20 protein-coding genes and 1 pseudogene are annotated in these 25493 nt (G+C 61.9%); 16 read left to right on the forward strand and 5 right to left on the reverse strand.

From position 1 onward, the window contains the following. Positions 1–316: 316 nt before the first annotated feature. On the reverse strand, positions 317–1342 hold the full coding sequence (locus IPP68_05735) for a hypothetical protein (GenBank protein ID MBL0349858.1): 1026 nt from the start codon (positions 1340–1342) through the stop codon (positions 317–319). A 356-nt stretch (positions 1343–1698) separates the two neighbouring features. Between IPP68_05735 and IPP68_05740 the strand changes: the two genes are divergently transcribed. The 6 genes and pseudogenes from IPP68_05740 to IPP68_05765 all read left to right on the forward strand — a co-directional run bounded on the left by IPP68_05740 (position 1699) and on the right by IPP68_05765 (position 7927). Then, entirely contained in the window at positions 1699–2937 is a 1239-nt protein-coding gene (locus IPP68_05740; protein MBL0349859.1) for a GAF domain-containing protein, read from the forward strand. 17 nt (positions 2938–2954) lie between these two features. After that, a pseudogene (locus tag IPP68_05745) lies at positions 2955–4627 on the forward strand (NAD+ synthase). Further along, positions 4627–5772, forward strand: coding sequence for an SMI1/KNR4 family protein (locus tag IPP68_05750; protein ID MBL0349860.1), 1146 nt, complete (start codon positions 4627–4629; stop codon positions 5770–5772). Before IPP68_05745 ends, IPP68_05750 begins: the two are co-directional and overlap by 1 nt. Next, positions 5769–6566 carry an SDR family NAD(P)-dependent oxidoreductase gene (locus IPP68_05755; protein MBL0349861.1) on the forward strand — a complete coding sequence of 266 codons (798 nt, stop codon included), beginning with the start codon at positions 5769–5771 and terminating at the stop codon, positions 6564–6566. Before IPP68_05750 ends, IPP68_05755 begins: the two co-directional genes overlap by 4 nt. Then, a complete protein-coding gene (ychF, locus tag IPP68_05760; GenBank protein ID MBL0349862.1) occupies positions 6557–7630 on the forward strand; it encodes a redox-regulated ATPase YchF in 1074 nt (357 codons plus the stop codon). The genes IPP68_05755 and ychF overlap by 10 nt, the downstream gene beginning before the upstream one ends. Before the next feature lie 9 nt (positions 7631–7639). Beyond that, entirely contained in the window at positions 7640–7927 is a 288-nt protein-coding gene (locus IPP68_05765) for a hypothetical protein (protein ID MBL0349863.1), read from the forward strand. On the opposite strand, the gene IPP68_05770 is transcribed toward IPP68_05765, so the two are convergent. Beyond that, the gene (locus tag IPP68_05770; GenBank protein MBL0349864.1) at positions 7924–8814 is read right to left on the reverse strand and encodes a TIGR01777 family protein; all 891 of its coding nucleotides are present in this window, start codon (positions 8812–8814) and stop codon (positions 7924–7926) included. The two genes, IPP68_05765 and IPP68_05770, sit on opposite strands and share 4 nt — an antisense overlap. Before the next feature lie 153 nt (positions 8815–8967). Between IPP68_05770 and IPP68_05775 the strand changes: the two genes are divergently transcribed. The 4 genes from IPP68_05775 to IPP68_05790 are packed head-to-tail and all read left to right on the forward strand — an operon-like array spanning position 8968 to position 12289. Further along, entirely contained in the window at positions 8968–10644 is a 1677-nt protein-coding gene (locus IPP68_05775; GenBank protein ID MBL0349865.1) for a carbon starvation protein A, read from the forward strand. Next, the gene (locus IPP68_05780; protein MBL0349866.1) at positions 10645–11094 is read left to right on the forward strand and encodes a MotA/TolQ/ExbB proton channel family protein; all 450 of its coding nucleotides are present in this window, start codon (positions 10645–10647) and stop codon (positions 11092–11094) included. It abuts the gene before it with no gap. After that, positions 11094–11546 (forward strand): biopolymer transporter ExbD, encoded by a 453-nt coding sequence (locus IPP68_05785; protein ID MBL0349867.1) that lies wholly within the window; start codon positions 11094–11096, stop codon positions 11544–11546. Before IPP68_05780 ends, IPP68_05785 begins: the two co-directional genes overlap by 1 nt. After that, entirely contained in the window at positions 11543–12289 is a 747-nt protein-coding gene (locus IPP68_05790; protein ID MBL0349868.1) for a TonB C-terminal domain-containing protein, read from the forward strand. Before IPP68_05785 ends, IPP68_05790 begins: the two co-directional genes overlap by 4 nt. A 12-nt stretch (positions 12290–12301) precedes the next feature. Here IPP68_05790 and IPP68_05795 read toward each other — a convergent pair whose 3' ends face one another. Genes IPP68_05795 through IPP68_05805 form a run of 3 tightly spaced genes read right to left on the reverse strand, consistent with a single transcriptional unit; the run spans position 12302 to position 16348 of the window. Next, on the reverse strand, positions 12302–13528 hold the full coding sequence (locus IPP68_05795) for a hypothetical protein (GenBank protein MBL0349869.1): 1227 nt from the start codon (positions 13526–13528) through the stop codon (positions 12302–12304). 5 nt (positions 13529–13533) lie between these two features. Continuing rightward, on the reverse strand, positions 13534–14676 hold the full coding sequence (locus IPP68_05800) for an FIST C-terminal domain-containing protein (protein ID MBL0349870.1): 1143 nt from the start codon (positions 14674–14676) through the stop codon (positions 13534–13536). Further along, a complete protein-coding gene (locus IPP68_05805; protein MBL0349871.1) occupies positions 14666–16348 on the reverse strand; it encodes a response regulator in 1683 nt (560 codons plus the stop codon). The genes IPP68_05800 and IPP68_05805 overlap by 11 nt, the downstream gene beginning before the upstream one ends. Positions 16349–16642: 294 nt before the next feature. Here IPP68_05805 and IPP68_05810 point away from each other — a divergent pair, with 294 nt between their 5' ends. The 6 genes from IPP68_05810 (at position 16643) to cydB (ending at position 25437) form a co-directional block, all read left to right on the forward strand. Continuing rightward, the gene (locus IPP68_05810; protein MBL0349872.1) at positions 16643–18607 is read left to right on the forward strand and encodes an APC family permease; all 1965 of its coding nucleotides are present in this window, start codon (positions 16643–16645) and stop codon (positions 18605–18607) included. An 11-nt stretch (positions 18608–18618) separates the two neighbouring features. Beyond that, the gene (locus IPP68_05815) at positions 18619–20433 is read left to right on the forward strand and encodes a hypothetical protein (GenBank protein ID MBL0349873.1); all 1815 of its coding nucleotides are present in this window, start codon (positions 18619–18621) and stop codon (positions 20431–20433) included. Between the two features lie 238 nt (positions 20434–20671). Then, complete coding sequence (gene amt, locus IPP68_05820) at positions 20672–22213, forward strand: ammonium transporter (protein MBL0349874.1); 1542 nt, start codon at positions 20672–20674, stop codon at positions 22211–22213. 5 nt (positions 22214–22218) lie between these two features. Further along, positions 22219–22560, forward strand: coding sequence for a P-II family nitrogen regulator (locus IPP68_05825; GenBank protein MBL0349875.1), 342 nt, complete (start codon positions 22219–22221; stop codon positions 22558–22560). A 447-nt stretch (positions 22561–23007) separates the two neighbouring features. Beyond that, positions 23008–24417, forward strand: a complete 1410-nt coding sequence (locus IPP68_05830) for a cytochrome ubiquinol oxidase subunit I (GenBank protein ID MBL0349876.1) — start codon at positions 23008–23010, stop codon at positions 24415–24417. A 3-nt stretch (positions 24418–24420) separates the two neighbouring features. Further along, entirely contained in the window at positions 24421–25437 is a 1017-nt protein-coding gene (gene cydB / locus IPP68_05835; protein ID MBL0349877.1) for a cytochrome d ubiquinol oxidase subunit II, read from the forward strand. The last annotated feature ends 56 nt before the right edge of the window (positions 25438–25493 follow it).

Raw genomic sequence — 25493 nt, forward strand, 5'->3', positions numbered from 1 at the left:
CATCAACCGTGGGGACGACTACGTCGAGGACGGGTTTGTTCCCCCGGGAAAGACACAGGAAACCCGGGCGTAGGGGGAATCTTCGGTTTTATCGATGGAATTTAAAAAAGACGTGCTCCGGGCTCTTTGCGAATCGCTAAAAAAGGCCAACCGGGCCAAGGGCGTCCCCTTCGCATTGAAATACCGGGGAAAGACGAGCCAGGGATCGCCATAAAAAGCCTGACCCACGCGGACCGGGAAGTTCTCCTTCATCGACTTCGAAAAGCCAAGCCGGCCCACCGGGGCGTTCCGCTCGACGTTTACCGCGAATCCCAAGTCATCGCTCCAGGGTGGCGCGAGTAAAGAGCCATTTCCCCTTCACCTTCGTAAAAACGAAAATCCCGACCTGCACTTCCCCCCGTTCCGAGTTCGCCCCCTCCCGAGGGTATTCGACCCGGGACACCAGCTCCCGCATGGAGTCTTTCATCGGGCTTTTACCCGGGTCCGTCTCCATCATCCGGGCGTAGAGGCCTTCGAAATCGCGCGCCGATCGCTTGACGACGGGGTCCTCTTCCAGGCGTCCTTTGGTTTCAAAAGGGAACCGCGTGAGCTTTTTCAATGAATCCATGTCCTTGTACATGACCGCCAGGCGGAAATCGGCCCAAAAAACGGCGAAGTCGGGGTCCCCGGGCGTCGCCGCGGGCGGGGAAAGGGGCGCGGCGGGTTCGGGCGTCGGGGCCGGCTTTTGAACGGGCGTTGAAACCACCGGGGGCGGAGCTTTCGGCGGAGCGGCCGGAACCGTCGGGGCGGCTTTGGGAGTCGCCGGCGGGGGAACCGGCGCGGGGGTTGCCGCTCTTGGAGCGACGGGAGGGGCGGGCGGAGGTTCGGGCGCCGTTTCAACGACCGGCGTGTCGGCGGGCGCCTCCTCCATCGGTTCCTCCGACGGCGGGGGCGCCGCCGGGGCGGGCGGAGCGCCCAGGCGCGTCAAGGCCCAGCGGCCGTTCACCTTCGCGAAGTGGAGCCTCCCGATTTCGAAACTTTCCCCGCGAATCGTTTCCCAGTCCTCGTCGGTCAACTGGCTTTTTTCGGTGATCAACGCCCGGGTCGTCGTGGGGTAATCCCCCCCCGGAATTTGGGCGTCGAGAACCCGGGGGATCAACCCGCCGAATTGCTCTTTGGGGCGGGGCCCCCGCTCGGTCGCCAAGGGGAACTGGACGAGGAAAGACAGCTTTTCCCAATCCTCCTCCATCACGTTCCGTCGAAATTGGGCCCAATAAAGCAAAAAGGGATCGGCCTTCCGAAGGCGCGGCTCGCTGCCGGCCCGGAGGGAGGAGGCCAAAAAAGTCCCCACAAAGATCAACACCCAGGACCTTCCCCTCCGAGAAAAAAGCCCGGTCCGATCGAACCACCGCGTTGCGTTCGCTTTCATGGGGTCCATTTTACCATCCCGGGCGACGATTGGAAACGCATTAACAGGCCTTTGAAAAACCCCCTGGCCCGTCCTTCCGGCAAGCCTCTGGCCGGAATCCAAGGGGTCTCTTCCCCCGGAGAAAAAATCCGGATTCCGGATAAAATCATTCTGAAACGACGAACGAAAGAGTTTTTCAGCGGCCCGGCAAACGCGGGGAGGCGCCGTTCGGGAGGCGTCTCCCCCCTTTGACGGACCGTCGGAAAGATGGTAATTTCTCTTTTTCATCCTTTCCCCCACCAGGAGAACCCATGCCACGCGCGAAAACGACGGCCGGCGCTTTGGACCCGGCCGAGGAGCTCGAACTCCTCCACAAGATTTCCCACATCATCGGTTCGACGCTCGAATTAAAAACCATCCTTCAGGAAATCGTCGCCTTGGTCAGCGGCTTGACGAAGTCCGACGCCTGCTTCATCTACCTTCACGAAGCCGCCCAGGGCCAATTGGTGCTGTCGGCCGCGAAACCGCCCCACCCCGGCGAAGTGGGCCAACTGCGCCTTAAAATGGGCGAAGGGCTGACCGGCTGGGTGGCGGAACACAAAAAACCCCTGGTTCTCCCCCAAAAAGCCCACGACGACCACCGGTTCAAGTATTTCCAGGCCCTGCCCGAAGATCGTTTTGAAGCTTTTCTCTCGGTCCCCATTTTGGTTCGGGACGGCGTGGTCGGCGTCATCAACGTTCAGCACCGGAAACCCCACGCCTACACCGACCACACGCTGAAAATTCTGGCGACCATCGGCCGACAGGTCGGCGGCGCCATCGAGAACGGGCGGCTGTTCGAGGAAACCAAACGGCGGGCCAACGCGATTCAAACCCTCTCGGCGGTTTCCCACACGGTGGCGTCCGACCGCTTCCACGAAGAAATCCTCCAGCTGATCGTGGCCATGACGGCGTCCCTGATGGGCTCCAAAATCTGCTCGGTCATGTTGCTGAACGACGAAGGCACCGAGCTTCGCATCACCGCCACCCAGTCCCTCTCCCCGACCTATCGAAACAAGCCGCCCATCAAGGTGGACCAAAGCCTCTCCGGACAGGCCGTCCTGCAGAAAAAACCCGTGGCGGTGATCGACGTTCGAAAAGACAAGCGGTTCTCCTTCCCGGACATCGCGGCCTCCGAAGGGCTCGTCTCCCTCCTGTCGGTCCCCATGCTTTACAAAGACAAGGCCCTGGGCGTCATCAACGCCTACAGCGCCGAGGAATACGCCTTCACCAAAGAGGACATTTCGGTGCTCCAATCGGTGGCCAACCAATGCGCTTCGGCCATCATGCAGACGAGGCTCCTCCAGGAAAAACTCGCCGCCCAGGACGCCCTGGAATCCCGCAAGACCATCGAGCGGGCCAAGGGCATTCTGATGAAAAAACGCGGCATGACCGAACCCGAGGCTTTCCGGGAAATCCAGAAGCAGAGCATGGATCGACGGAAATCCATGAAGGAAATCGCCGAAGCCGTCCTCCTGGCCGAAGAGCTGGGCGGCTCCGGGAAAGCCTAATCCCCCCCGCGGGACGTATGCCCACGCTCCGTCTCGCCCTGGCCCAGGTCAATCCCACCGTGGGAGCCCTGGCCGCCAACGCCGATCATTTAGTGTCGCGCGCCCAGACCGCCCGGGACCGGGGCGCGGACCTGGTCCTTTTCCCCGAAATGGCCCTCACCGGCTACCCCCCCGAAGACCTGTTGCTCGAACCCCTCTTCCTAAAAAAAACCGCCGACACGATAAAATCCCTGGCCCGGACCTTGCCCCGGGATTTGGCCGTGGTCCTGGGCGCCCCGACCGAATCGTCGAAGGGAATCCGAAACAGCGCGGTGGTGATTCACGGCGGAAGGATCCGGGGCCTCTACCACAAATGGTTTTTGCCCAACTACGGCGTTTTTGACGAAGCCCGTTATTTCGTCCCGGGGGACGAACCGTCGGTTTTCTCCCTGGGAGGCGTTCCCCTGGGCCTCACCATTTGCGAAGACGTCTGGAAACCGGGAGGGCCGGCGGTGGCCGCCGTTCGACGGGGGGCCCGGGCCCTGCTCAATCTTTCGGCCAGCCCCTTCCACGCCGGCAAATGGAAAATCCGGCGGGACGTCCTGGCCCGGAAATCCAGGGAATGCCGCGCGCCCCTTTTTTACTGCAATCTGATCGGCGGGCAGGACGAATTGGTGTACGACGGCGGGAGCCTGGCCCTGGACGCAAAAGGGCGGGTGTTCGCCCAGGCCCCCGCCTTTGAGGAAACCCTTCTGGTCGTGGACTGGACCGCCCCCGCGGGCGGCGGCAAACCCGCCTTTTCCCTTCCCCTCCGGGCCGGCGCCCGGGCGCCTTGGCCCGCGACCGCCGCGCGCCCTTTGGCCCCGATGGAGGAGATTCACAAGGCCCTCGTCCTGGGTTTGGGGGACTACGTTCGAAAAAACAAATTTTCCAAAGTCCTCGTGGGGCTTTCGGGCGGGTGGATTCCGCTCTGGTGGCGGCCCTGGCCGTGGACGCCCTGGGAAAAGACAACGTGGTCGGCGTCACCCTGCCCTCCCGGTTCAACGGCGCGGCCACCCGGGCCGACGCGCGAATCACGGCGGAAAATCTGGGCATCGCCTTCCACACGGTTCCGATCGAAACCATCGTGGGAAGTTTCCGAAAAACCCTGGCGCCCCTCTTCGCGGGGCGAGCGCCCGACGTCACCGAGGAAAACCTCCAATCCCGGGTGCGGGGCACGGTGCTCATGGCCCTTTCCAACAAATTCGGCTGGCTGGTGCTCACCACCGGAAACAAATCGGAACTTTCCACCGGGTACTTCACTCTTTACGGGGATTCCGCCGGCGGCTTCGCCCCCATCAAGGACCTCCCCAAAGGCGTCGTGTACGATGTTTGCCGTTGGCGAAACGCCCGCGTCGGCCCCCACATTCCAGAGTCCGTCCTGACCCGGGCGCCCACGGCGGAACTGCGGAAAAACCAGACCGACCAGGACACCCTGCCGCCCTATCCCCAATTGGACGCCGTGGTCCGGGGCCACGTGGAAGGCCACGGATCGTTGAGGGAACTGACGGCCGGCGGCGTGCCCGCGGCCACGGCCCGACGGGTGCTCCGACTCATCGATTTGGCCGAATACAAACGGCGCCAGGTTCCCCCGGGCGTTAAAATCACGCCCCGGGCCTTCGGCCGGGACCGCCGCATGCCCATCACCAACGGCTTTCGCCCCTGGGAATAATGGGCCTCCTCTACGTCCTCAAAGGGTTCTTCCTCTGGTTCCTCCCGCTGTCGGCGGGGACGACCTATTTGGTTTTGAAGGGGCCGCTGAAAGCGTGGCCCGCCCGCCGTCGGCGCCTCCTCGGATTGTTTTTGGGAATGGCGGCCGCCCTTGGGTCCCTCGGACGCGGGCGCGCGGCCCTGGACGGCGTGATCGCCACCCACGTGGAAATATTGACCGCCGACCCGGCCAATTCCATGGCCCAGGGCGCCCTGATCGGGGACTTTATTCCCAGCCGTGTCCTCCTTTTCGGCGGCGGCGTTCCGGAAACCGTCCGGCCGGTCCTGGTGAAAATGGCCCCCGACCCCGGGGCCTGCGCCGAGGCCCTGGCCGCCTACCACCGAGCCAAGGCGTACCGGCGGGACCTCGGGATTTGGAACGCCTGCGGTCCGTCCCGGGAATACGACGCCGCGGCTTCGACGGGGGCGCCCAAAATACCCCGCCCGGACGACCCGCGCGCCGCGGAGCGGATCAACGCCGCCTGGAAACGAATCGAAACCTGGCTCGCCCGCCGCGCTCCCGACGCCCTGGCGGCCTTGAACGGTCCGGCCTCGGAAGAAAAAATGGCCGCCGCGGAAAAGGAAATGGGCCTGGGGTTCCCCGCCGATCTGCGGGCGAGCCTCCTTCGCCACGACGGGCAAAAAACAACGGTCCCCGCCGTTTACCCCGAGGGGTTGGCGGCGCTTTCGGTGGAAGGAATTTTGGAATCCTGGAAAATCCGAACCCACCGATTGGGCGGAAGGCTGAACGACCGGGACGATTTTGACGGCTGGAGGAAATCCATCGCCCAAGGGGTGATATTCGTCGGCGGACCGGTCAAGGCCCGTTTGGCCGATCCCCGGTGGATCCCCATCGCGGACTCCAACGGGGACGTTTTTTGGTTCGTGGATTTGGACCCGGCCCCCGGGGGAACGCCGGGACAGGTCATTGAAGTCGACCCCGAAGGCACGACGTGGGAAGTTCGTTCCTCCTCCCTCGCGGATCATTTGACCGGTTACGCCGACGCTTTGGATCGGGGCGATTTCACCCCGGACCCCAAATTCGGCCAAATCACAGCGAAGATCCGCCGCCCGGCACCCCGGGGCCTCCCGGACTATTTAAAATGACCGCCCCCGTCGCCCTCCTCACCGGCGCCTCCAGCGGCATCGGGCGCGAAACGGCCCTTCAACTGGCGGCCAAGGGCTGGCGCCTGGCCTTGACCGCCCGACGGGAAGACCGCCTGCGGGAATTGGCCGCCGCGATTCAAGCGGCCGGGGGTCCGGCGCCCCTGGTTCTCCCCGGGGACATCGCCCAACCCGGAGCGGCCGCGGCCCTGGTTGAAAAAACAGCGGCCCATTTCGGGCGGCTGGACGTGTTGATCAACAACGCCGGAATTCTTCGGATGTCGAACTTTCTTGAAATGCCGCTGGCGGAAATGCGGGAGGTTTTTGAAACCAATTTCTGGGCCACGGTGGAAACCGTCCGCGCGGCCGTGCCCGTCATGGAACAACGGGGCGGCGGCCGCGTCGTTCAAATCGGGTCCGGCGTCGGCCGACGGGGACTGCCCTTTATGGGCGCCTATTCCGCCAGCAAGTTTGCCCTCTTGGGCTTGACGGAAAGTTTGCGGGTGGAGCTGGCGGCCAAAGGGATATCGTTTAGCTTGGTTTTGCCCGGCGGCACCGACACGGAAATGCCGGCCAACGTGGACCGACGCCGCCTCCCCCCCGGGTATCCCCACCGGGAAGGCACCCGGGTGTCGGCGGCCCGGGCGGCCCGCACGGTGGTCAAAGCGGTGGAGCGGGGCGGGGCGGAATATTTTGTCCCCTGGTGGGTGCGGCCGGCGGCTTGGGTGTCAGCGGTCTGGCCGCGATTCGCGGATTTTCTCGTTAAGAAAGGATACAGGACCCTTCAATGGAAATAGGCATCGTCGGACTCCCCAACGTGGGGAAATCAACGCTCTTCAACGCGCTGACGGGCGCCCAAGCGGCCGCCAGCAACTTTCCCTTCACCACCATCGACCCGAACGTGGGCGTCGTGCCCCTGCCGGACCCGCGGCTGGCCGTCTTGGGCAAAATGTTCGCGAGCGAAAAGGTGACGCCCGCCGGCATCAAGTTCGTGGACATCGCGGGGTTGGTCAAGGGCGCCAGCCAGGGCGAAGGCCTGGGGAACAAGTTCCTTTCCCACATCCGCGCCGTGGACGCCATCGCCCACGTGGTTCGGTGCTTCCACGACCCGGACGTCGTGAACGTCCTGGGCAAAATCGATCCCGGGGAAGCGGCCGACATCATCGAAACCGAGCTTCTGCTCTCGGATCTTCAGCAGGCGCAAAAGGCCCTGGAACGATTGGAAGGGCCCGCCCGCTCGGGGGACAAAAAAGCCCGGGAGCGGCTGGACCTCATGAAATCCATCGCGAAGGGGTTTGAAGAGGGCCGATCCGCCCGAAGCCAAAACATCCCGGCCGACCTCCAACAGGAGCAGGGATTTCTGACGGGCAAGCCCGTGCTCTTCGTCGCCAACTGCGACGAAAAGGGACCCGAGCCGGACCTCCTGGCCGCCATTCAGGAGCGCGCCACCCGGGAAAACGCCCAGGTGGTCGCCCTCTGCGCCAAGATGGAAGCCGAGATCGTCCAACTGCCGCCGGAGGAACGCGCGACTTTTTACGAATCGGCCGGCATCACCTCGCCCGGCCTGGCGGAGCTGGCCAACGCGGGGAAGAAACTGCTCAAAGTCATGACGTATTTCACCGCGGGCCCCGAGGAATCCCGGGCCTGGCTCATTCCCGAAGGGACCCGGGCCCAAAAAGCCGCCGGGAAAATCCACTCGGACATCGAACGGGGTTTCATCCGGGCGGAAAAATACCGCTACGACGACCTCGTGCGCCACGGATCGGTCAAGGCCCTGCAGGAGAAAGGCCTTGTTTCCATGGAGGGCAAGGACTATATTATGGTGGACGGCGACGTGGTTTACTTTCGATTTAACGTGTGAGGTGGCGCAATGGACGAAACTCCGAACAAAGCGAACGAAGCCCGGGCCCACGTGGCCATGATGGGACGGATGACGGCCTGGGGCGGCTGGATTTTGGCGCTGGGATCCTTGGTCCTGGGGCAATACCTATTGAACAAAATGCATCAGGAAATCATCGGGATGCAGCAGGAAAATAAAAATCTTCAGATCAGCTTGTCCGAATCCCGGGAACGGCTTCAAAAACACATCATGGAATTGGCCGAGAAAAGGGCGGCCGACAAAAAATCAGCGGCCGGCTCCAAAAAAACGCCTCGCTAACCCAACAACGCCTTAAGGGCGGCGTCGATGTCCGGATGCCGGAAGCGGTAACCGGACTCGAGCAGGCGCCGCGGCTCCACCCGCTGGCTGGCCAACAGCAACGCCTCGGCCATTTCCCCCAAAACCAATCGAGCGGCAAATCCCGGCACGGGGAAGATCGTCGGCCGATGGAGGGCCCGTCCCAGGGCCTTGGTGAACTCCCGGTTGGTCAGGGCCTGGGGGGCCACGGCGTTCAAGGGGCCTTCCAAGGTCGCCGTCGACAACACGTGGCGCACCGCCCCCACGGCGTCCTCCAGGGAAATCCAACCCATAAATTGATCGCCGCTCCCGAGGGTCCCGCCCAAACCCAATTTAAACGGCAACAACATTTTGGCCAAGGCGCCGCCCCGCTCGCTTAACACCACGCCGAAACGCACGTGGGCCACCCGTAGGCCCTTTTGGCGGGCGGGTTCCGCCGCCGCTTCCCAGGCCCTGCAGACGTCGGGCAGAAACCCCGTCCCGGCGGGGCTGGTTTCCCCCAGAGCGTCGTGGCCCCGGTTTCCGTAAAAACCGATGGCCGAAGCGCAGACAAAAGCCTTCGGCGGCCGCGCGAGACCCGCAAGGGATTGGGCCAAAAGCTCGGTGCCGACCACCCGGCTTTGAAGAATTTCGTTCTTGAGTTTCCGGGTCCAGCGTCCGGCGGCGATGCTTTTCCCCGCCAGGTGAACGACGGCGTCGAACCCGTCCAAACCGGCTTTGTCGATGGTCCCCGCGGCGGGGTCCCAGAGAACGTGGGGCTCCGGGGTCGCCCGCCGGGCCAGCCGAACCACCTCGACGCCGTCCGCCCGCAGGGCGGCCGTCAGCGCCTCGCCGATCAATCCGGTGGAACCCGAAATTAATATTTTCATGGAGTCGCTCCTCGTCGGGAACTGTCTTCAAAAATCCCTTTCGGGCCGCAAACGCGGTTTTCGCTCCGAGTGAATTTTCGAAAACAGTTCCGGTGCCGCAAATCCTATAATAACGCTTAAGTCCCCGGGAGGAATCACGTGCGCATTTCCCTCATGGCCGCCATGGCCGGAATCCTTTTCCTCACCGCCTACGCGTTTTACGGGCGGCTTCTGGCGCGCCTTTTCGGTTTAAAACGCGGCCGCCCCACCCCCGCCCACACCCAACAGGACGGCGTCGATTTTGTCCCCGCCAAGGGCCCCATGCTTCTGGCCCAGCATTTCTCGGCCATTGCGGCCGCGGGCCCCATCGTGGGACCGATCCTGGCGGGGATCTGGTTCGGTTGGTTGCCGGCCCTGCTCTGGATCGTTCTGGGGTCCATTTTCCTGGGGGCCGTCCACGACTACGCGAGCCTCGTGGGGTCGGTCCGGCACAAAGCCCAGAGCGTGGCGGAACTTTTTCGGGAACACATCGGCCCCCGGGCCTATAAATTTTTCGTGGCCTTCGTCTGGCTTTCCTTGATCTACGTCATCACGGCCTTCACCGACATCACCAGCGCCAGCTTCATGGAGGCCCAGTACGGCGGCGGGGTGGCGACTTCCTCCCTCGTTTATTTGCTGATCGGACTGGGGTTGGGCGTCCTCTTGACCAAAACCCGGACGCCCCTCTGGGCGGCCACGCTCGTGGCGGTCCCCCTGGTGGCCCTGTCCATTTGGTACGGACCGTCTTTCCCCCTCAAAATTCCCGACGGGGGAATGATCCGCCCCCAATTGGCCTGGGACTACATCATCCTGGCCTACTGCTTTTTCGCCTCCATGATTCCCCTCTGGCTCCTTCTTCAACCCCGGGGGTACCTGGGCGGGTTTTTCCTCTACGGCACCTTGATCGCCGGGGTGGCGGGGCTTTTTCTGGGAGGCGATCGGGCCCAGTATCCGGCCTTTATCGGCTTCACCTCCAAGGGCGGCATGCCGTTGTTCCCCATGTTGTTTGTGACGGTGGCCTGCGGCGCCTGCTCCGGTTTCCACGGGCTGGTGGGCTCCGGCACGACGTCCAAGCAAATCGACGTGGAAACCGATTGCCGGCTGGTGGGTTACGGCGGCATGCTCCTGGAAGCCCTGGTGGCGGTCATCGCCCTGGCGACCCTCATGCTCCTGCCCGCGGGCGACGCTTCGCTCTCCCTGGGCCCGGACCGGATTTACGCCAACGGCCTGGCGCGGTTTGTCGAACGCTTCGGCTTGAACCCCGATCTGGCCCGAAGCTTCGCTCTCCTGGCCTTCGCCACGTTTATTTACGACACGCTGGACGTCACCACGCGCCTGGGCCGCTACATGCTTCAGGAACTAACGGGCTGGAAAGGGGTCAAAGGAGGGGCGGCGGCCACGCTCTTGACCCTGGCGCTTCCCGCCTATTTCGTGACCTTGCAAATGACCGACGCGACGGGCGCGCCGATTCCCGCGTGGAAACTCTTTTGGACGATTTTTGGAACGTCGAACCAGCTGTTGGCCGGTTTGACGCTCCTGGGCCTCACCCTGTGGCTGAAACGCACGGGGCGGTTTTGGCTCGTGACCGCGGTGCCCATGGCCTTTATGATGGGCATGACGCTGTGGGCTCTGGGCCGCACCATCGGGCCCTGGGCGGCCACGTTGTTTTCAAAACCCCACTGGGAAACCATCCCGATCGTCGCCGTCGTGTTGTCCGGCCTGGCGATCCTGCTGATTGTGGAATCCCTGGGCACGCTCCGCCGGGCTCTCCCGGAATCGGAGCCTGAACTTCAATTGGAAAGGGCGGAGTAAATGCAAACCTTTGATCTGAAACACACCCTGTTGTTGGGGTGGCCGATTCTGAGCGTGCTGTTGGTGTTCTCGGTCGTGACCGTGGCCGTGCTGTTCGAGTCCTGGTCCACCCTCAAATGGGTGCGGGTGTTCCTGGCCAAACCCGACGGCGAAAAGGACGCCAAACCCCTCGTGGAGAAGATCGAACAGCGGCTGGCCCTCCTGGGCACCATCGCCAACGCCTCGCCCTTCGTGGGCCTGTTGGGCACCGTGATCGGCATCATACGGGCCTTCCACACCATCTCCCAGGCGGCGGGCTCGGGCGGTGGAATGACGTTGGTGGCCGGAGGCATCTCGGAGGCCCTGGTGTCGACGGCCGCGGGCTTGGCCGTGGCCATTCCGGCCAGCATGATCTACAACTATTTCACCTTCCACCTGGAACGCCTCCAGCGGCTTTCCCGGGGCGTCTGATGGAGGTCGCCCGCCGCAAGCGGTTGATCACGGAGATCAACATGGTGCCGTTCATCGACATCGTGTTGGTCCTGCTGATCATCTTCATGATCCTTTCGCCCTTTCTGGCCCAAAGCCAGATTCCGGTGAACCTGCCCCGGGCCGCCACCACCCGGCCGGGGGACGACGAAAACCCCCTTCGCCTTCGCATCACCCGGGACGGCGATTATTATCTGGGCGACAAGCGGATCCTTCGGGACGACCTGCCGGCCAAGTTGGCCGAGACGGCCCAACCGGGCCGTGCGGTCTTGATCGAAGCCGATCGGGACGTGTCTTTTAAAAACGTGGTTTTGGCCCTGGACGCGGCCCAGAAACTCAAGGCCGTCAAGGTGGGCGTGGCGGTCTTGACCGCCTCCCCCGACGACAAGACGCCGGAGGCGGTCCCCGGCGCTCCCGCCGCCGGGAATCCGTGAACCGCTACCTCACCTACTCGTCCCTGATCCACGCGGCGGCCCTGGCGGTCGTCGCCTATTTTAGTTTCCAGGCGGAAAAGCCCCAAATCTATTACGGCTTCCAGTTCCTGGGCGGTCAATCGGGTTTCGGCACGGGCCAATTGGAACCCGCCCCGGCCCCGCTGGCCAATCCCCCGGCCTCCGCCGGAAAACCCGCCGAAATCCCCGTCGCCCCGCCCGATCAATCGGCCGACCCCGACCGCATCGCCCTTCCCAAGGAAGCGGAAAAGCCGACCTCCAAGAAACCGGCGGCCGAGGTCGAACCTCAGGGGAAGAACACCAAGAAGGGCAAGGGAACCAAAGACGGCCGGGGCGAAGCCTCTTTCGGCCACGGCGATTTCCAGGGCTCCAAGAGCGGCCCCGTGGGCGGCATAGGGACCTCGCTCGAAATCGGCGGCTTCGGGCCCGGCAGCGCGGGACTGCCCGTTTCCCCTTTTCCATTCAAGTGGTACGGTGAGCTGGTTTACAAACGCCTTTGGGAGTCCTGGGACCGGGCCGACGCCGGCACCCGGGAGTGCAAAGTGGCTTTCATCATTCAAAAAGACGGTCAGGTTCGGGACGTTCGGGTTAAAAATTCCTCCGGCGACTCCTACTTCGATATGAACGCCAAGCGAGCGGTCACCGCCGCCGCCCCCTTCCCCCCCTTGCCCGACGGCTTTGAAGCCAAGGACCTCCCGGTCCTGGTCCGTTTCCGCCTGCAGTAATCCGAGCCTCTTTCAACCCGGCGGCGGGACGTCGCCCGCCGGGATTCGAACCCGAAAAGACGTTCCCGCCCCTTCCGCGCTGGTCAGGTCGATGTCCCCGTTGTGGTCGTGGACGATCTCGTGGACCAGGGATAACCCCAGACCGGTCCCGCGCCCCACTTCTTTTGTCGTAAAAAAGGGTTCAAAGATTTTCGATCGGATCGCTTCGGGCATGCCGGTGCCGGTGTCGGCCACGGTCAATTGCCCGGCCGGTCGGCCGCCGAAGGCGACCCGGTCCGTGGACACGGTGAGGGTGCCGCCCCCCGGCATGGCGTCCATGGCGTTGTTGCAAAGGTTCAGCACGATTTGTTGGATCTGATTTTTGTTCCCCCACACCGGGACCTCGGCCTTGAGATTCCGGACCAACTCCACTTCCTTGACCCTCCCCTGGGCCACCACCAGGGTCAAGGCCTCTTCGGTCACCGAACTTAAATCCAGGGCTTCCCGCTCCTCCGGTTTGGATTTTCGGGTGTAGATCAGAAGGTTTTGAACCAGGGCCTTGCAGCGGAGGACTTCCTTTTCAATGAAGGCCAGGGGGTGGCGGACGGATTCCTCCCCCCCCCATTGTTCCTTGAGGCCCTGGGCGAACCCCAAAATGATCCCCAGGGGGTTGTTGATTTCGTGGGCCACGCCGCCCGCCAAACGCCCCATGGCGGACAGCTTGGCCGACTCGACGGCCGCCCTTTCCCAGCGTTTCCGGTCCGTGATGTCCCGGACGATGGCCATCAGCTCGCCGGGCCCCGACGGCACGACCCGGGCCTCGAAAAACCGCTCGACCGAGCAGACCCCGCAGGGGATTTCCGCCGTTTTTATTTCGTTGGAGGCGGCGGCCTCCGCGATGGCCTTTTTAAGCGCCTCCGGCGAGGGGGAATCGAAGGCCTCGTGCAGGGGTCGCCCGATGATGCGCGGCAGGGGGCGGGGAAGGTTCATGGCTTCGTGAAACAAAACGTCCTGCACCGTTCCGTCGGTCAGAAGACGGAAATGAAAATCGGGCCAGGCCTGCACCATGGACCGAAGGCCCCGGTTGGCCTCCAGCAATTCCTTGGAACTGATTTCGATGGACCGCTCCAGGAGAAGCCGGTCCCGATCGAACTGCTCGTAAGCCACGTCCACCGAGGACAAGAAGGCCGCCATGTCCGGGCGGTCCTCCGGTGGCCCCCCCACGTGCCGCTTCCATTGGCGGGCGAGTAATTTGTGCACGGCTTTTAAGGAATTTCGGTGAAGGTCGTGACCGTCATGGTTTGGTTGTGCAGGTCGCAGCGGGCGTCGGGCCGGAAAGGCGCGATCTCCCCGTAGGAGTAAAAGCCGACCATGACCGGCCGGGGGCCGAGAACCTCCCGAACGGCCTCCACCTCTTCCTCCACCCGTTGTTTGAGAATCCATTTTCGTCCCACGCAACTGATGAGGAGCGCCCACTCGGCGTCCGATGATCCAAAACCCGTTATCGCGTGGCCGGCCGCCCCCTCCGCCCCGTCCACCATGCGGTCGAAATTGGCCATCATCAACTGGGCCAGGCACCCTTCGGGCATGTCCCCCGCGAAAGTCATGGTGCCCTTTTTTTCATCCACCGCCAGCACCGATCGGACCAGGACTTCCGGATCGTCGGGCCGTTGGATCGCCAGGGGAAACAACAGCCCCGTGGCGGGCAGACCGGCGGCGTATTCCCCCAGGTAGTTCTTGTAGATCTCCAGGGCCGATTTTCCGTCCAGGGATTCCAGGACGTTGCCGTTGGATTTGGTGATGAGCCGACGGGGGCCGAAGGTGTCCCAGCCGCCCAGAGACCCGAAACCGACCCGCAGGCGCTCGCCGTAAAATCCGACGGCCACCGCGGCCTGGGAATGAAAATCGTCCCCCAACAGGACCCCCGTTTCCTTGAAGCGGTCCCCGTCCGCCGAAAGGCCGCCCGTGACTTTGACCCCCAGGGGCAGGCCCGACATCAACCCGCGCACCAGATCGCTCCCGTTCACATGAAGGCCGTCGGAGAGGACCACGACGTGGACCAACCCCTCGGGCGGCAGTCCCGCGGCCAGGGCCTCCCCCGCCCGGCGGCTTTCGGCGGGCGAGGAGACGGGGACCAGGAAGGGGACCACCCGGCCTTTGTCCAAAGCCAGGGCGGAGGCCACCAAGGTTTCGTCCGACACGTTCACGTCGAATATCTCCCCCCCCGTGGAACAGCCCACCCGCAGGGCCCGGGGATACATTTCCCGGATGTCCTTGATTCGCGCGGGGTCCTTTAAGAGGGCGCCGGCCCCGAAGACAAAAACGACCTGGGCGTCCCCCGCCAGAGGCTCGGTGGAGCCCACGGACCAGCCCAAACCGAATTTCCACTGCCGACGTTCAACTCGCACGAAGCGCCTCCGGGGCCTTGGTTTGGTCTTCCAGAGCGGGGAAGAGGAACCGAAATTCCGCCCCGGCCCCGGGGCGGCTTTCCACGCGGATCTCTCCCTCGTGCTCTTTCACGATTCCCAGGGAAATCGATAGTCCCAACCCGGTCCCCTGCCCCGGTTTCTTGGTGGTGAAAAAGGGGTCGAAAATCTTCGCCTGGATCTCGGACGGAATGCCGCACCCCGTGTCCCGAAAAGCGACCGCGGCCTTGTTCCCCTCCCGTCCGACGGTCACGGTGAGCGCTCCCCCGGGCCTCCCCTCCATGGACTGCCGGGCGTTGGTGGCGGCGTTTAAAAACACCTGGTGCAGTTGGTCCGGATCGGCGTTCACCCGGGGAGTCTCCGGGTCGTAGGCGGCGTCGATGGTCAGGCCCTCCTTTAAAAAATCCCCCCGGACCAGCCGAAGGACGCAATCCACGACCCCGGCCAAATCCGTCGGGGTTTTTCGGGGCTCGGATTTCCGGCTGAAATCCAGGAGCGACTGAACGATATTGGCGCAACGCTGGCTCTGCCGGAGAATCATTTCGACGTCTTCCCGTTGATCCGAACTCATTCCGCCGCCCTCCAACAGGAATTGCGCCATGCCGATCACGGTCGACAAGGGGTTGTTGAGCTCGTGGCCCACCCCGGCCGAGAGCACGCCCAGGGCCGCCATTTTTTCCGATTGAATGAGCTGGGCCTGGGTGTTCCTCAAATCCGTGTAGGCCGTTTTGAGTTCCTCCACGTGGCCTTCCAGTTTTTTGTAGAGCCGCGCGTTATAAACCGCCTGGGCGATCTGGGAACCGAGGATGGTCATGCTGAAGAGGGAGGACCCCGAAAACGGGTCTTCCCGCTTTGTGCGGTTCGCGTTGAGAACGCCGAGCAATTCCCCTTCCAAGACCAGCGGATAGACGATGGAGGATTTTATGTCCCGCTGAACGCGAAGGTCGGCAAAACGCGGGTCCTGCCAGAGGGCTCCCGAAATCAGGACCGGCTCGCGCCATTGGGCGGCCCGTCCATCGACCCCTTCCCCCAGCCGAATCTCCACCCCCCGGCGGTGATCCTCGGGCAGGCCGGTGGAGGCTTCCAGTCGCAGCTTGCCCGTGTCGTCCACCAACATCAGGGAAGCGTCGTCCGCCCCCAAAATTTTGACCGTCCATTCCATGATGGCCGGAAGGAGGGTGTCCAATTTGACGGATTTAAAAACCTCCTTGCTGGCTTCATACACTCCCACCATGGCCCGGAGTTCCCCCTTTTCCAGGGCTTTTTCCACCAGGGCCAACAGTTCGGGGAGGTTGTAGGGTTTTTGAATGAAGTCGTAGGCGCCCTTTTTCATGGCCGCCACGGCCGTTTCGACGGTTCCGTAACCCGTGGTGATGATGAATTCAGTGGCGGGGGAGTCTCTTTTGAGGGCTTCCAGGAACTCCAGGCCCCCCATCTTCGGCATCTTCACGTCCGATATGACCAGCTGGAATTCGTTCCGGCGGCATTGCTCCAAGGCTTCCAGCCCGTTTTCGGCCGTGGTCACCCGGTGCCCGCGCTTGGACAATTCCAAGGAAAGGAGCGCCCGGAACCCGGGCTCGTCGTCCACGACCAAAATTTGGTGTTGGATGATTTTTGCGAATGGGGAGGCCTCCCCGGCCGGTGGTAAACCCATCGTCCCCTCCTGGTCCCGTCAACTATCCTATACATTATCGGCATCAACACCCGCCCCTGCATTGCAAACCCCAGGTGGGGTTAAAACGGTCTTTCAGGCTTGCACGCTTCGGCCCGCGAATCCCGGATGCCCTTGACAGGGGGGGCGGATTTAGTAATATTCAGCTCGCCTCCAAGGTCGGGGGCTCACCATCGTTGACGGACATTACAGGGCTGTAATTCGGACCGTCTCGCTCCCTTAATGCTTTATTTAATGGAGCGAGGCGTTTTTTTTAGACCCTCGGAGTTTCTGAAAATGATTGAAAGACTTAAGGAATGGATATTTGGGCGGCCAAAAAATCCCCTGGACCCCCACGTATTTCACAATATCTCCCTTATCGCGTTCTTTGCCTGGGTGGGACTGGGAGCGGACGGCCTTTCCTCTTCCTGTTACGGCCCCGAAGAAGCCTTCCGCGCCCTCGGCCAATACACTCATTTGGCCATCCCCCTGGCCCTGGCGGTCGGCGCCACGGTCTTCATACTGTCGGCCAGTTATTCCCAGATTATTGAGTATTTCCCCACCGGGGGCGGAGGCTACCTGGTCGCCTCAAAACTCATCGGCCCTTTGCCCGGCCTTATTTCCGGGTGCGCCCTCCTTGTGGATTACATCCTAACGGTGGCCATTTCCATCGCCTCCAGCATGGACGCTATTTTCAGCTTTATACCTCACGACCTTCACCAGTATAAATTCGCCGCCACTTTGGTCTTTCTCCTCATTTTGGTTACCCTTAACCTCCGGGGGATCAAAGAATCGGTTCAAATCCTGACCCCCATTTTCGTCACCTTCGTCATTACGCACACCGTCATCATTGTTTACGCCATTTTCTCCCACGGCACCCAGTTGCCGGCCCTGGTCGGCGACACCCTGGCCGAAACCCGTCAAGGCATTCAAACGGTCGGATTCTTGGCCATGTCGGGAATTTTTCTTCGGGCCTTCTGCTTGGGGGGCGGAACGTTTACGGGGATTGAAGCCGTTTCCAACGGTCTCCAGATCCTACGGGAACCCCGGGTGAAAACCGGCAAACGAACCATGAAGTACATGGCCTTCTCCCTGGCCTTCACCGCCGGGGGAATATTGATCAGCTACGTCTTAAATGGCGTCGCCCAAACCCCCGGGCAAACGCTAAATGCCGTTCTCATCGGGGGCATAACGGAGACATGGCCTTTGGGTCACGCCTTCTTGTTGGTGACCCTTTTATCCGAGGGGGCGCTTTTGATCGTGGCGGCCCAGGCGGGGTTCCTGGACGGCCCCCGGGTCATGTCCAATATGGCCATTGACAGTTGGCTCCCCCGCCGGTTCACCAACTTGTCGGACCGATTGGTCATTAAGGACGGCGTCCTGGTCATCGGCCTCTCCGCCCTGGCCATGTTGATTTACACCAAAGCCGCTGTGGGCCTCCTGGTCGTCATGTACAGCATCAACGTGTTCCTCACCTTTTCCCTATCCCAAGCGGGCATGGTCCGCCACTGGGTTCGGGACCGGGGCGATGGGTGGCCCCGCAAACTGGCCGTCAACGTCACCGGATTGATTCTCACTTTGGGGATTTTAATCGTGACCGTGTTTATTAAGTTCCGCGAGGGCGGCTGGGTGACCTTGGTCATCACCGGCGTCATCGTGGCCTTCTGCCTCTGGGTCAACCACCATTACCGGGACACCGCCAAGGCCCTCCACCATCTGGACGAAATTTTGACCCAGATCCCCCTCCCCGAAGAAACGCCGGTGGTCAAAAAGATCGTCGGGAAACCCGCCGCCATTTTGATGGTCAACGGCTACAACGGCATGGGGATCCACTCCTTTTTGGCGATCCACCGCCTCTTCCCGGGGCACTTCAAGAATTTTGTTTTCCTGGCCGTCGGGGTGATCGACTCCGACCGGTTCAAAGGCACCGCCGAAATCGACAATTTGCGCCGGTCCATTCAGGCCGACCTCGATAAATACGTCCACCTGGCCAACAAGATGGGCCTCTACGCCGAAAGCAAAATGATGTTGGAAACCGACGTCATCGACGGCCTTCTCCAGCTCTGCGAAAACGCCACCCAGGAATGGCCAAAAAAAGTGTTCTTCATGGGCCAATTGGCCTTCGAAGGCGAAACCTTCTGGACGCGGTTCCTCCACAACCGGACCTCTTTTGTGCTTCAGCGACGCCTCTTATTTAACGGCCTCCAAGCCGTCATTCTGCCCATCCGAGTCCGCCTGAAACAGGCCGTGCTCCCAAAATAAACGGAGATCCCATGTCCGACACGCCCGACATCGTCCAACTATCCGCTAAAAAATTCCTCTGGGCTTGCGCGGCTCTTTCCGCCGCCATCGTCCTCCCCGGGCGTCCCCTGCCCGCCTGGGTATTGGGAGCGGAAGTCTTCGCGACCATCATCGCCCTTTTCGTCACGGGGTCCATCCGTTACCGTTTGGACAAAAACGCCCTCACTTACGGGGCCGGGCTGGTGGTCGCCGCCAGCTTTTGGACCCTCTGGAACCCCGGGGTCCGCGCCGCCGCCCTGGCCCAAGCGCAACCTTTGGGCGCAACCCTTTGGGACGTGGCTCAGAAACACTTTTTGACCTTTGGCGGGCTGGACGACCTGATCCACCTGGACACCATGCTGTTTATCCTGGGTTTGACTTTTTTTGTGGCGGTCATCGCCCAGACCCGGTTGCTGGAAACCGCGAGTTTCGGCGTCCTGGCTAAAACAAAAGGCCGTCTGGTGCCCACGATCGCCGCCTTGACGGCCATGGTGTCCGTCGCCTCGGGGGTCTTGGACGGGGTGTCCATGATCGGATTGATGATCCGAACCCTGGTCATTCTCCTTTTCATGGCCAAGATCAAGGACGAGGCCGTCATCTACGCCGTCATGGTCTCCACCGTCGTCACGACGGTGTGCGGCATGTGGCTGGCCTACGGGGAGCCGCCCAACCTCATCATGAAGTCCAACCTGCATCCCCACCTGGACAACGCCTTCTTTCTGCGCTACTGCCTGCCGGCGGCCGTCGGCTCCTACCTCATCGTCTTTTGGAACGTTCGAAAACGCCTGGCGGGCAAGACCGTGGATTTGGCCCGGCTGGACATCCTGGACCAGCACATCGCCGACGTTCGGTTTTTGCAGGTCACCCGCCACGGCGAAACCCTGACCCCCGTGGAATTCGCCGAAGCCCACCGGGCGGAGCTGGGCTCCCACGCCGACGCCGTGATCAAGCGCCTTCACCAGGGCGTTCCCCTGGGCGAATCCCTGGTGAACGAGCATCTCCCTCGGGAGAAACGGCTTCCCCTTCTGGAAAAATTCATTGATTCGACTTTGGCCCCGACGCTCGATGATTACTACGTACACATCTATGGCCGAAACGACCACCACGCGCGCGGCGCGGTGGAGAAACTTGGGGCCGCTCTGGACCGGGTTCGGTCCCGCCGCGTGACGGCCCAGCGGGTGGGCGGGGCGTCGTTTCTCCTTTTTGTGGGCCTTCTGATCGGCCACGCGGTCAATCACAAAATTCCCCTCTTCGCGGCGTCCATGGCCGGGTTCGCGGCGGCGTTTTTGGGGATCGCCGCCCTCCCACGAATGCGGCGCCTGGCGCTCAAAGAGGCCTGGCACGAGTACAAGGAATATTTCTTCCTCCTTCCCCTGTTCATGTCCATTTCCCTTCTTCAAAAATCGGGCTTCTTCGACATCATCGGTCACTTGCTGCACCGGGGCATTGAAGTGCTGGGCCCCTCGCACGTGGCCTACGGCCAATTCGCCTTCGCCACAGTGCTCTCGGCCCTCCTGGACAACAACGTCGTGGCCGATTTCGCCGGCCGGGCCCTTCAGGGCTTGGAAGCCCACCTGATCCACCTCTTTGCCATGGCCCAAATCGCCGGCTACGCCCTGGGGGGGTGCTGGACCCACGTGGGTTCCGCCCAGTCGGTGGTGGCTTACGCTTTTATTCAAAAGGAAATCGATCCCCGCTACACCCCCTTCCAATGGATCAAGGCCATGACACCGGTCATTCTCGAGATCGCGGTGTGGATGTCCATTGTCGTCTACGGCGAGGGATTGATGCTTCAGTGGCTGGGTTGACCACCGCCCGTCGGTAAAAAAGCCGTTGACATTTTTTTGAAATGTTGTAGAATCTCCTCAACGCACACAGCGGTGCGTTACTGAACGGACATCGAAGTCCTTCTCGGAGGTCCGGGGAAGGGCTTTTTTATTTGAACCAAACGAGACGGCGCTGTCTCAACCCGAGGACGGGGGAGACAGCGCCTTTTTTGTTTCTCCCCTACTCTGGTTGAGCCGCCCTCGAATTAAGGAGGACGTTATGTTGTCACGGATGAGACGTTGGGGATTGGGGATCTCGTTGGCCCTCTGGGGCCTCACGGCCCTCGTTCCCTTTTCGATACAAGCAGAAGAAACACCCGAGGTCCCTACGGCCGCCGCGCCGGCCGAACCCACCGTGGCCGACCGGTTGGCCACGGTAGAGCAAGGGCTGACGGACCGGAAGATCGCCACCGACACCCTGTGGGTGTTGGTGACCGCCTTCCTGGTGTTCTGGATGAACGCCGGTTTTGCCTTGGTGGAATCGGGGATGTGCCGCGCCAAGAACGCCGTCAACATTCTTTCCAAGAACTTCATCGTCTTCGCCGTCAGTTCCATCGCCTTCTATGTCCTGGGCTGGGGCTTGATGTTCGGGGATGGGAACGGGTTCTTGGGATTGAAGGGGCTTTTCTTGGTGACCGGGGCCGACAACAGCCCGGCCACGGGGGACGCCTATAAAGGCGTCTACTCCTCCATCAATTGGACGGGAGTTCCGTTGACCGCCAAGTTCCTGTTCCAGTTGGTGTTTGCCGGCACCGCCGCGACGATCGTGTCGGGTTGCGTGGCCGAGCGAATTAAGTATGTCAGCTTCATCGTGTTCAGCTTCCTCCTGGTCGGGTTCGCCTACCCGATCACCGGCCACTGGATCTGGGGCGGCGGCTGGCTCGCCAAACTTGGATTCTGGGACTTCGCCGGCTCGACCGCGGTTCACACCGTGGGCGGCGTGGCGGGACTGGCCGGGATCCTCCTGCTCGGTCCCCGCATCGGCAAATACCGCGCCGATGGCACCCCCAACGCGATCCCGGGCCACAACATGACCTCGGCCACCCTGGGCACCCTAATCCTCTGGCTCGGCTGGTTCGGGTTTAACCCGGGCTCGACCATGGCGGCGGACCCCGCGGCCATCAGCCACATTGCGAGCACCACCAACTTGGCCGGTGCCGCTGGTCTGTTGACGGCGACGATCACTGCGTGGCTCCTGATGGGCAAACCCGACCTCGGCATGACCATCAACGGCTGCTTGGCCGGATTCGTGGCCATCACGGCGCCCTGCGCCTTTGTGACGCTCCAAGCGTCCCTCGTGATCGGGGCGATCTCGGGCGTGCTCGTGGTGTATGCCGTCCTGTTCTTCGACAAATTGAAACTCGACGACCCCGTGGGCGCCTTGGCCGTGCACTTGTGCAACGGCGTGTTCGGCACCCTGGCGGTCGGCCTGTGGGCGAAGGACAAAATCACCGGTGTCGCCACCGGGAACGGCCTCTTCAACGGCGGCGGGTTCAAACTCTTGGGAATTCAGGCCCTGGGCTCAGCGTCGGTGATTCTCTTCACCCTCGCCATTTCCCTGGTCTTCTGGGCAATCGTTAAAGCGCTCATGGGTCTTCGGGTCTCCCGCGAAGAAGAAATCCGCGGCCTGGACATCGGCGAACACGGGATGGAGGCCTACGCCGGCTTCCAAATCTACATGACAGAATATGGTCTGGCCCCGGTGGGCGACAACGGCAACGAAGCGAAGCCGGCCCCCGAGTTGGCCAAGGCGGGGAGGTAATTTCCATGAAACTCATTATCGCCATGGTACAACCGCACAAAGTGGCGGAGGTCAAGAAAGCCTTGGATGATTCTCAGATCCACCTGATGACGGTCTCCAACGTGCTGGGGTCCGGTCGTCAAAAAGGCTACACCGAGAGCTTCCGCGGGGCGAAGTACGAAGTGAACCTCTTGAAAAAGGTCCGCTTCGACATCGCCGTCAACGATGAATACGTCGAACCCGCCATCGCGGCCATCACGAAGGCCGCGCGCTCGGGCAACATCGGGGACGGGAAAATCTTCGTCACCCCGCTCGAGGAAGTGGTGCGCATCCGCACGGGGGAAAAAGGCAAAGCCGCGATCGGCTAGATTCATTCGTTCCAAAGCGCCCGGGGAGTTCTCTCCCCGGGCGCTTTTTTTTCAGCGCCCCCTCCCGATCCCGACGTCGAGCCTTCGACACGTTCTCTCCCCGGGGAAATCGCTCCAAGACGAATCCACCCCGCGCCGGCGCTGGTTGATCGCCGGAGGATTTTTTCACCGTACCGGAGGAACCGGTAATGCGACGACGGCCCGGCCGTCCCCCTCTTGGTCATCGATGTTCGTTGGATTTGGCGGACATTTTCGCCCTCCCGCGATCCCGCCCGGGCCGAGGGCCTTCTGACCCCTCAACGCGGGTCCGGGGGGCCGCTTCCGCGGCCTTTCCTCAGGCCCCCCGCTATTGGGACATCCATATTCCTACGCTGGCCTTCTTTCGGACACGCCTCGCATTTGACTGGCTACCTAAATTTTCGCAAAATGCGCCTTCCAGGAGGTGCTATGAGCGTATTGGCCCTATCCCGACTTCAGTTTTCATTGACCGTCATGTTTCACTATCTTTTTCCGCCCCTCACCATCGGACTGGGGGCGTTGCTTGTCCTCATGGAAGGCCGGTTCCTTAAGACGGGCGATCCCCACTACGAAAGCATGGCGAAATTCTGGACGAAAATTTTCGCCGTCAATTTCGCGGTGGGAGTGGCCTCCGGCATCGCCATGGAGTTCCAATTCGGCACCAATTGGGCGAATTATTCCCGTTTTGTCGGAGACATCTTCGGCTCCGCGTTGGCGGCCGAGGGGATTTTCGCCTTTTTTCTGGAGTCCGGATTTTTAGCGGTTCTCGTTTTCGGGTGGGACCGGGTGTCGCCCAAAACGCATTTTTTCTCGACCGTGATGGTTTTCCTGGGTTCGGTGTTCTCTTCCGTTTGGATCACGGTCGCCAACAGCTGGCAGCAAACGCCCGCGGGCTATAAAATCGTCGGGGAAGGCGCCGCCGCCCGGGCCGAGATCACAAGTTTTTGGGCGGTGGTATTCAACCCCTCGAGCCTCGACCGCTTGGTGCACGTGTGGCTGGGGGCTTTCGCGATGGGCGGTTTTTTTGTCATGAGCGTGACCGCTTTCTACGTGCTTAAAAACCGGCACGTCGTAATCTCAAAAAAATCTTTTGGGATGGCGTTGATCTTGGCCGCCATCGGCAGTTGGGGCCAACTGCTTTCGGGACACCATCAAGCCCGAATCGTCGCGGCCCACCAGCCGGCGAAATTGGCGGCTTTCGAAGGGCACTTCACCACCGGATCGGGAGGCGCGCCGTTGTTTTTGGCGGGCCATCCCGACGCCGTCGCGGAGAAAACGACGGGGCTCGCCGTCCCGGGATTGCTGAGCTTCCTAATACACGGGAATTTCCGTGCTCCCGTGACCGGGCTCGATCAATTTCCCCGGGAAGACCGCCCCCCCGTCGCATTGGCCTTCCACAGTTACCACGGGATGTTGGCCTTGGGGTTTTTTATGATGGGCGTGACGGTCATTGCCGGGGGGCTGTATTGGCGCGGACGCCTTTGGTCCAACCGCCCAATTCTATGGATGTGCGTTTTTTCTGTGATAGCCCCCGTCATCGCCAATCAGCTCGGTTGGGTGGCGGCGGAGGTGGGGCGGCAGCCGTGGATCGTGTATGGTTTGCTTCGCACTTCGGAGGCCTTTTCGCCCGTTCTGAGATCGGGCCAGGTGTGGGGGTCCATGATCATGTTCGGGGTCCTTTATGGGCTCCTTTTCGCTGTTTGGATTTTGGTCACCGATCATAAAATCAAAGCGGGCCCGGAAGATTCCACTGGAAAAACGATCACCGGGGAAAAGGAATTCCTCAAAGCGGCCGGAGACCTGAAATCAAAAGGCTCCCTCACCGAGGCCAAGGAGTAACTCATGGACCTTCACATTTTCTGGTTCGTCCTGCTGGGCGTTCTGGCGGCCGGCTACGCGATTTTGGACGGCTTCGACCTGGGGGTCGGAGTGCTTCACCCGTTGGCGCGAACCGACGATGAACGACGGGTACTAATGAACGCCATCGGCCCCCTGTGGGACGGCAACGAAGTGTGGCTGGTGACCTTCGGAGGGGCCCTTTTCGCGGCGTTCCCCCGGGCTTACGCCACCTTGTTCTCCGGCCTCTACACCGCCTTCATGCTTCTGGTGTTGTGCCTGATCCTGCGGGCCGTATCCATGGAGTTCCGGAGCAAGCGGGGCGCGCCCGCCTGGCGTTCTTTCTGGGATTGGACTTTCTTCGGCTCCAGCTTGACCGCCGTGGTGCTTTTTGGGACGGCCGTCGGAAACTGCCTGTCCGGACTGCCCATCGGGTCGGACGGTGAATTGCGGGTCGGTTTTTTCGACCTGCTCCGCCCCTATCCTCTCCTGGTGGCCGTTTTCGCGGTCGTCTTCACCGCGCTGCACGGAGCGTTGTTCCTGGGTTTGAAGACCGACGGCCCGTTACGGGAACGACTGCGCGGGTGGTCCTGGCGTTTGTTCGGACTCTTTCTCGTCACTTATCTTTTGACGACCATCTTCACCCTGGTGCGCGTTCCCCGGTCGGTGGAAAACTTCACCCATCTGCCTTGGGCGTGGGCGATCGTCGTGGCAAACGTGTTGGCGGTTGCCAACATCCCGCGCGCGCTTTTTCACGGACGGGATTTCGAAGCCTTTCTGTCGAGCGCGACGGCGGTCGCGGCTTTCGTCTTTTTGTTCAGCCTGGCGCTCTACCCCAATCTCGCGGTCTCAAACCTGGACCCGGCCGCCAGCTTGACCATTCACAACGCCGCCTCGTCGCTTAAAACTCTCAAAATCATGCGGCTTATCGCTTTCCTGGGAATGCCCTTTGTGCTCGCCTACACCGCCGTCATTTACTGGATGTTTCGAGGGAAAGTGGAAATCGGGAAGTTTATCTATTAACGCCGCTGGATTCCTGTCCTTCGGGACGGGAACGACGACGGAGCCTTTTTTTTTCC

Source organism: Elusimicrobiota bacterium (assembly GCA_016722575.1).
In the GTDB taxonomy this organism is placed as follows: domain Bacteria; phylum Elusimicrobiota; class Elusimicrobia; order FEN-1173; family FEN-1173; genus JADKIY01.

Bases quoted from the DNA above. Each gene is read 5' to 3' on its own strand.
- IPP68_05830 (MBL0349876.1), top strand. From the start codon at position 23,008: ATGAGCGTATTGGCCCTATCCCGACTTCAGTTTTCATTGACCGTCATG.
- IPP68_05805 (MBL0349871.1), bottom strand. From the start codon at position 16,348: ATGGGTTTACCACCGGCCGGGGAGGCCTCCCCATTCGCAAAAATCATC.
- IPP68_05785 (MBL0349867.1), top strand. From the start codon at position 11,094: ATGGAGGTCGCCCGCCGCAAGCGGTTGATCACGGAGATCAACATGGTG.
- IPP68_05810 (MBL0349872.1), top strand. From the start codon at position 16,643: ATGATTGAAAGACTTAAGGAATGGATATTTGGGCGGCCAAAAAATCCC.
- IPP68_05740 (MBL0349859.1), top strand. From the start codon at position 1,699: ATGCCACGCGCGAAAACGACGGCCGGCGCTTTGGACCCGGCCGAGGAG.
- IPP68_05815 (MBL0349873.1), top strand. From the start codon at position 18,619: ATGTCCGACACGCCCGACATCGTCCAACTATCCGCTAAAAAATTCCTC.
- ychF (MBL0349862.1), top strand. From the start codon at position 6,557: ATGGAAATAGGCATCGTCGGACTCCCCAACGTGGGGAAATCAACGCTC.
- IPP68_05765 (MBL0349863.1), top strand. From the start codon at position 7,640: ATGGACGAAACTCCGAACAAAGCGAACGAAGCCCGGGCCCACGTGGCC.
- IPP68_05770 (MBL0349864.1), bottom strand. From the start codon at position 8,814: ATGAAAATATTAATTTCGGGTTCCACCGGATTGATCGGCGAGGCGCTG.
- IPP68_05775 (MBL0349865.1), top strand. From the start codon at position 8,968: ATGGCCGCCATGGCCGGAATCCTTTTCCTCACCGCCTACGCGTTTTAC.
- IPP68_05750 (MBL0349860.1), top strand. From the start codon at position 4,627: ATGGGCCTCCTCTACGTCCTCAAAGGGTTCTTCCTCTGGTTCCTCCCG.
- IPP68_05825 (MBL0349875.1), top strand. From the start codon at position 22,219: ATGAAACTCATTATCGCCATGGTACAACCGCACAAAGTGGCGGAGGTC.
- IPP68_05780 (MBL0349866.1), top strand. From the start codon at position 10,645: ATGCAAACCTTTGATCTGAAACACACCCTGTTGTTGGGGTGGCCGATT.
- cydB (MBL0349877.1), top strand. From the start codon at position 24,421: ATGGACCTTCACATTTTCTGGTTCGTCCTGCTGGGCGTTCTGGCGGCC.
- amt (MBL0349874.1), top strand. From the start codon at position 20,672: ATGTTGTCACGGATGAGACGTTGGGGATTGGGGATCTCGTTGGCCCTC.
- IPP68_05755 (MBL0349861.1), top strand. From the start codon at position 5,769: ATGACCGCCCCCGTCGCCCTCCTCACCGGCGCCTCCAGCGGCATCGGG.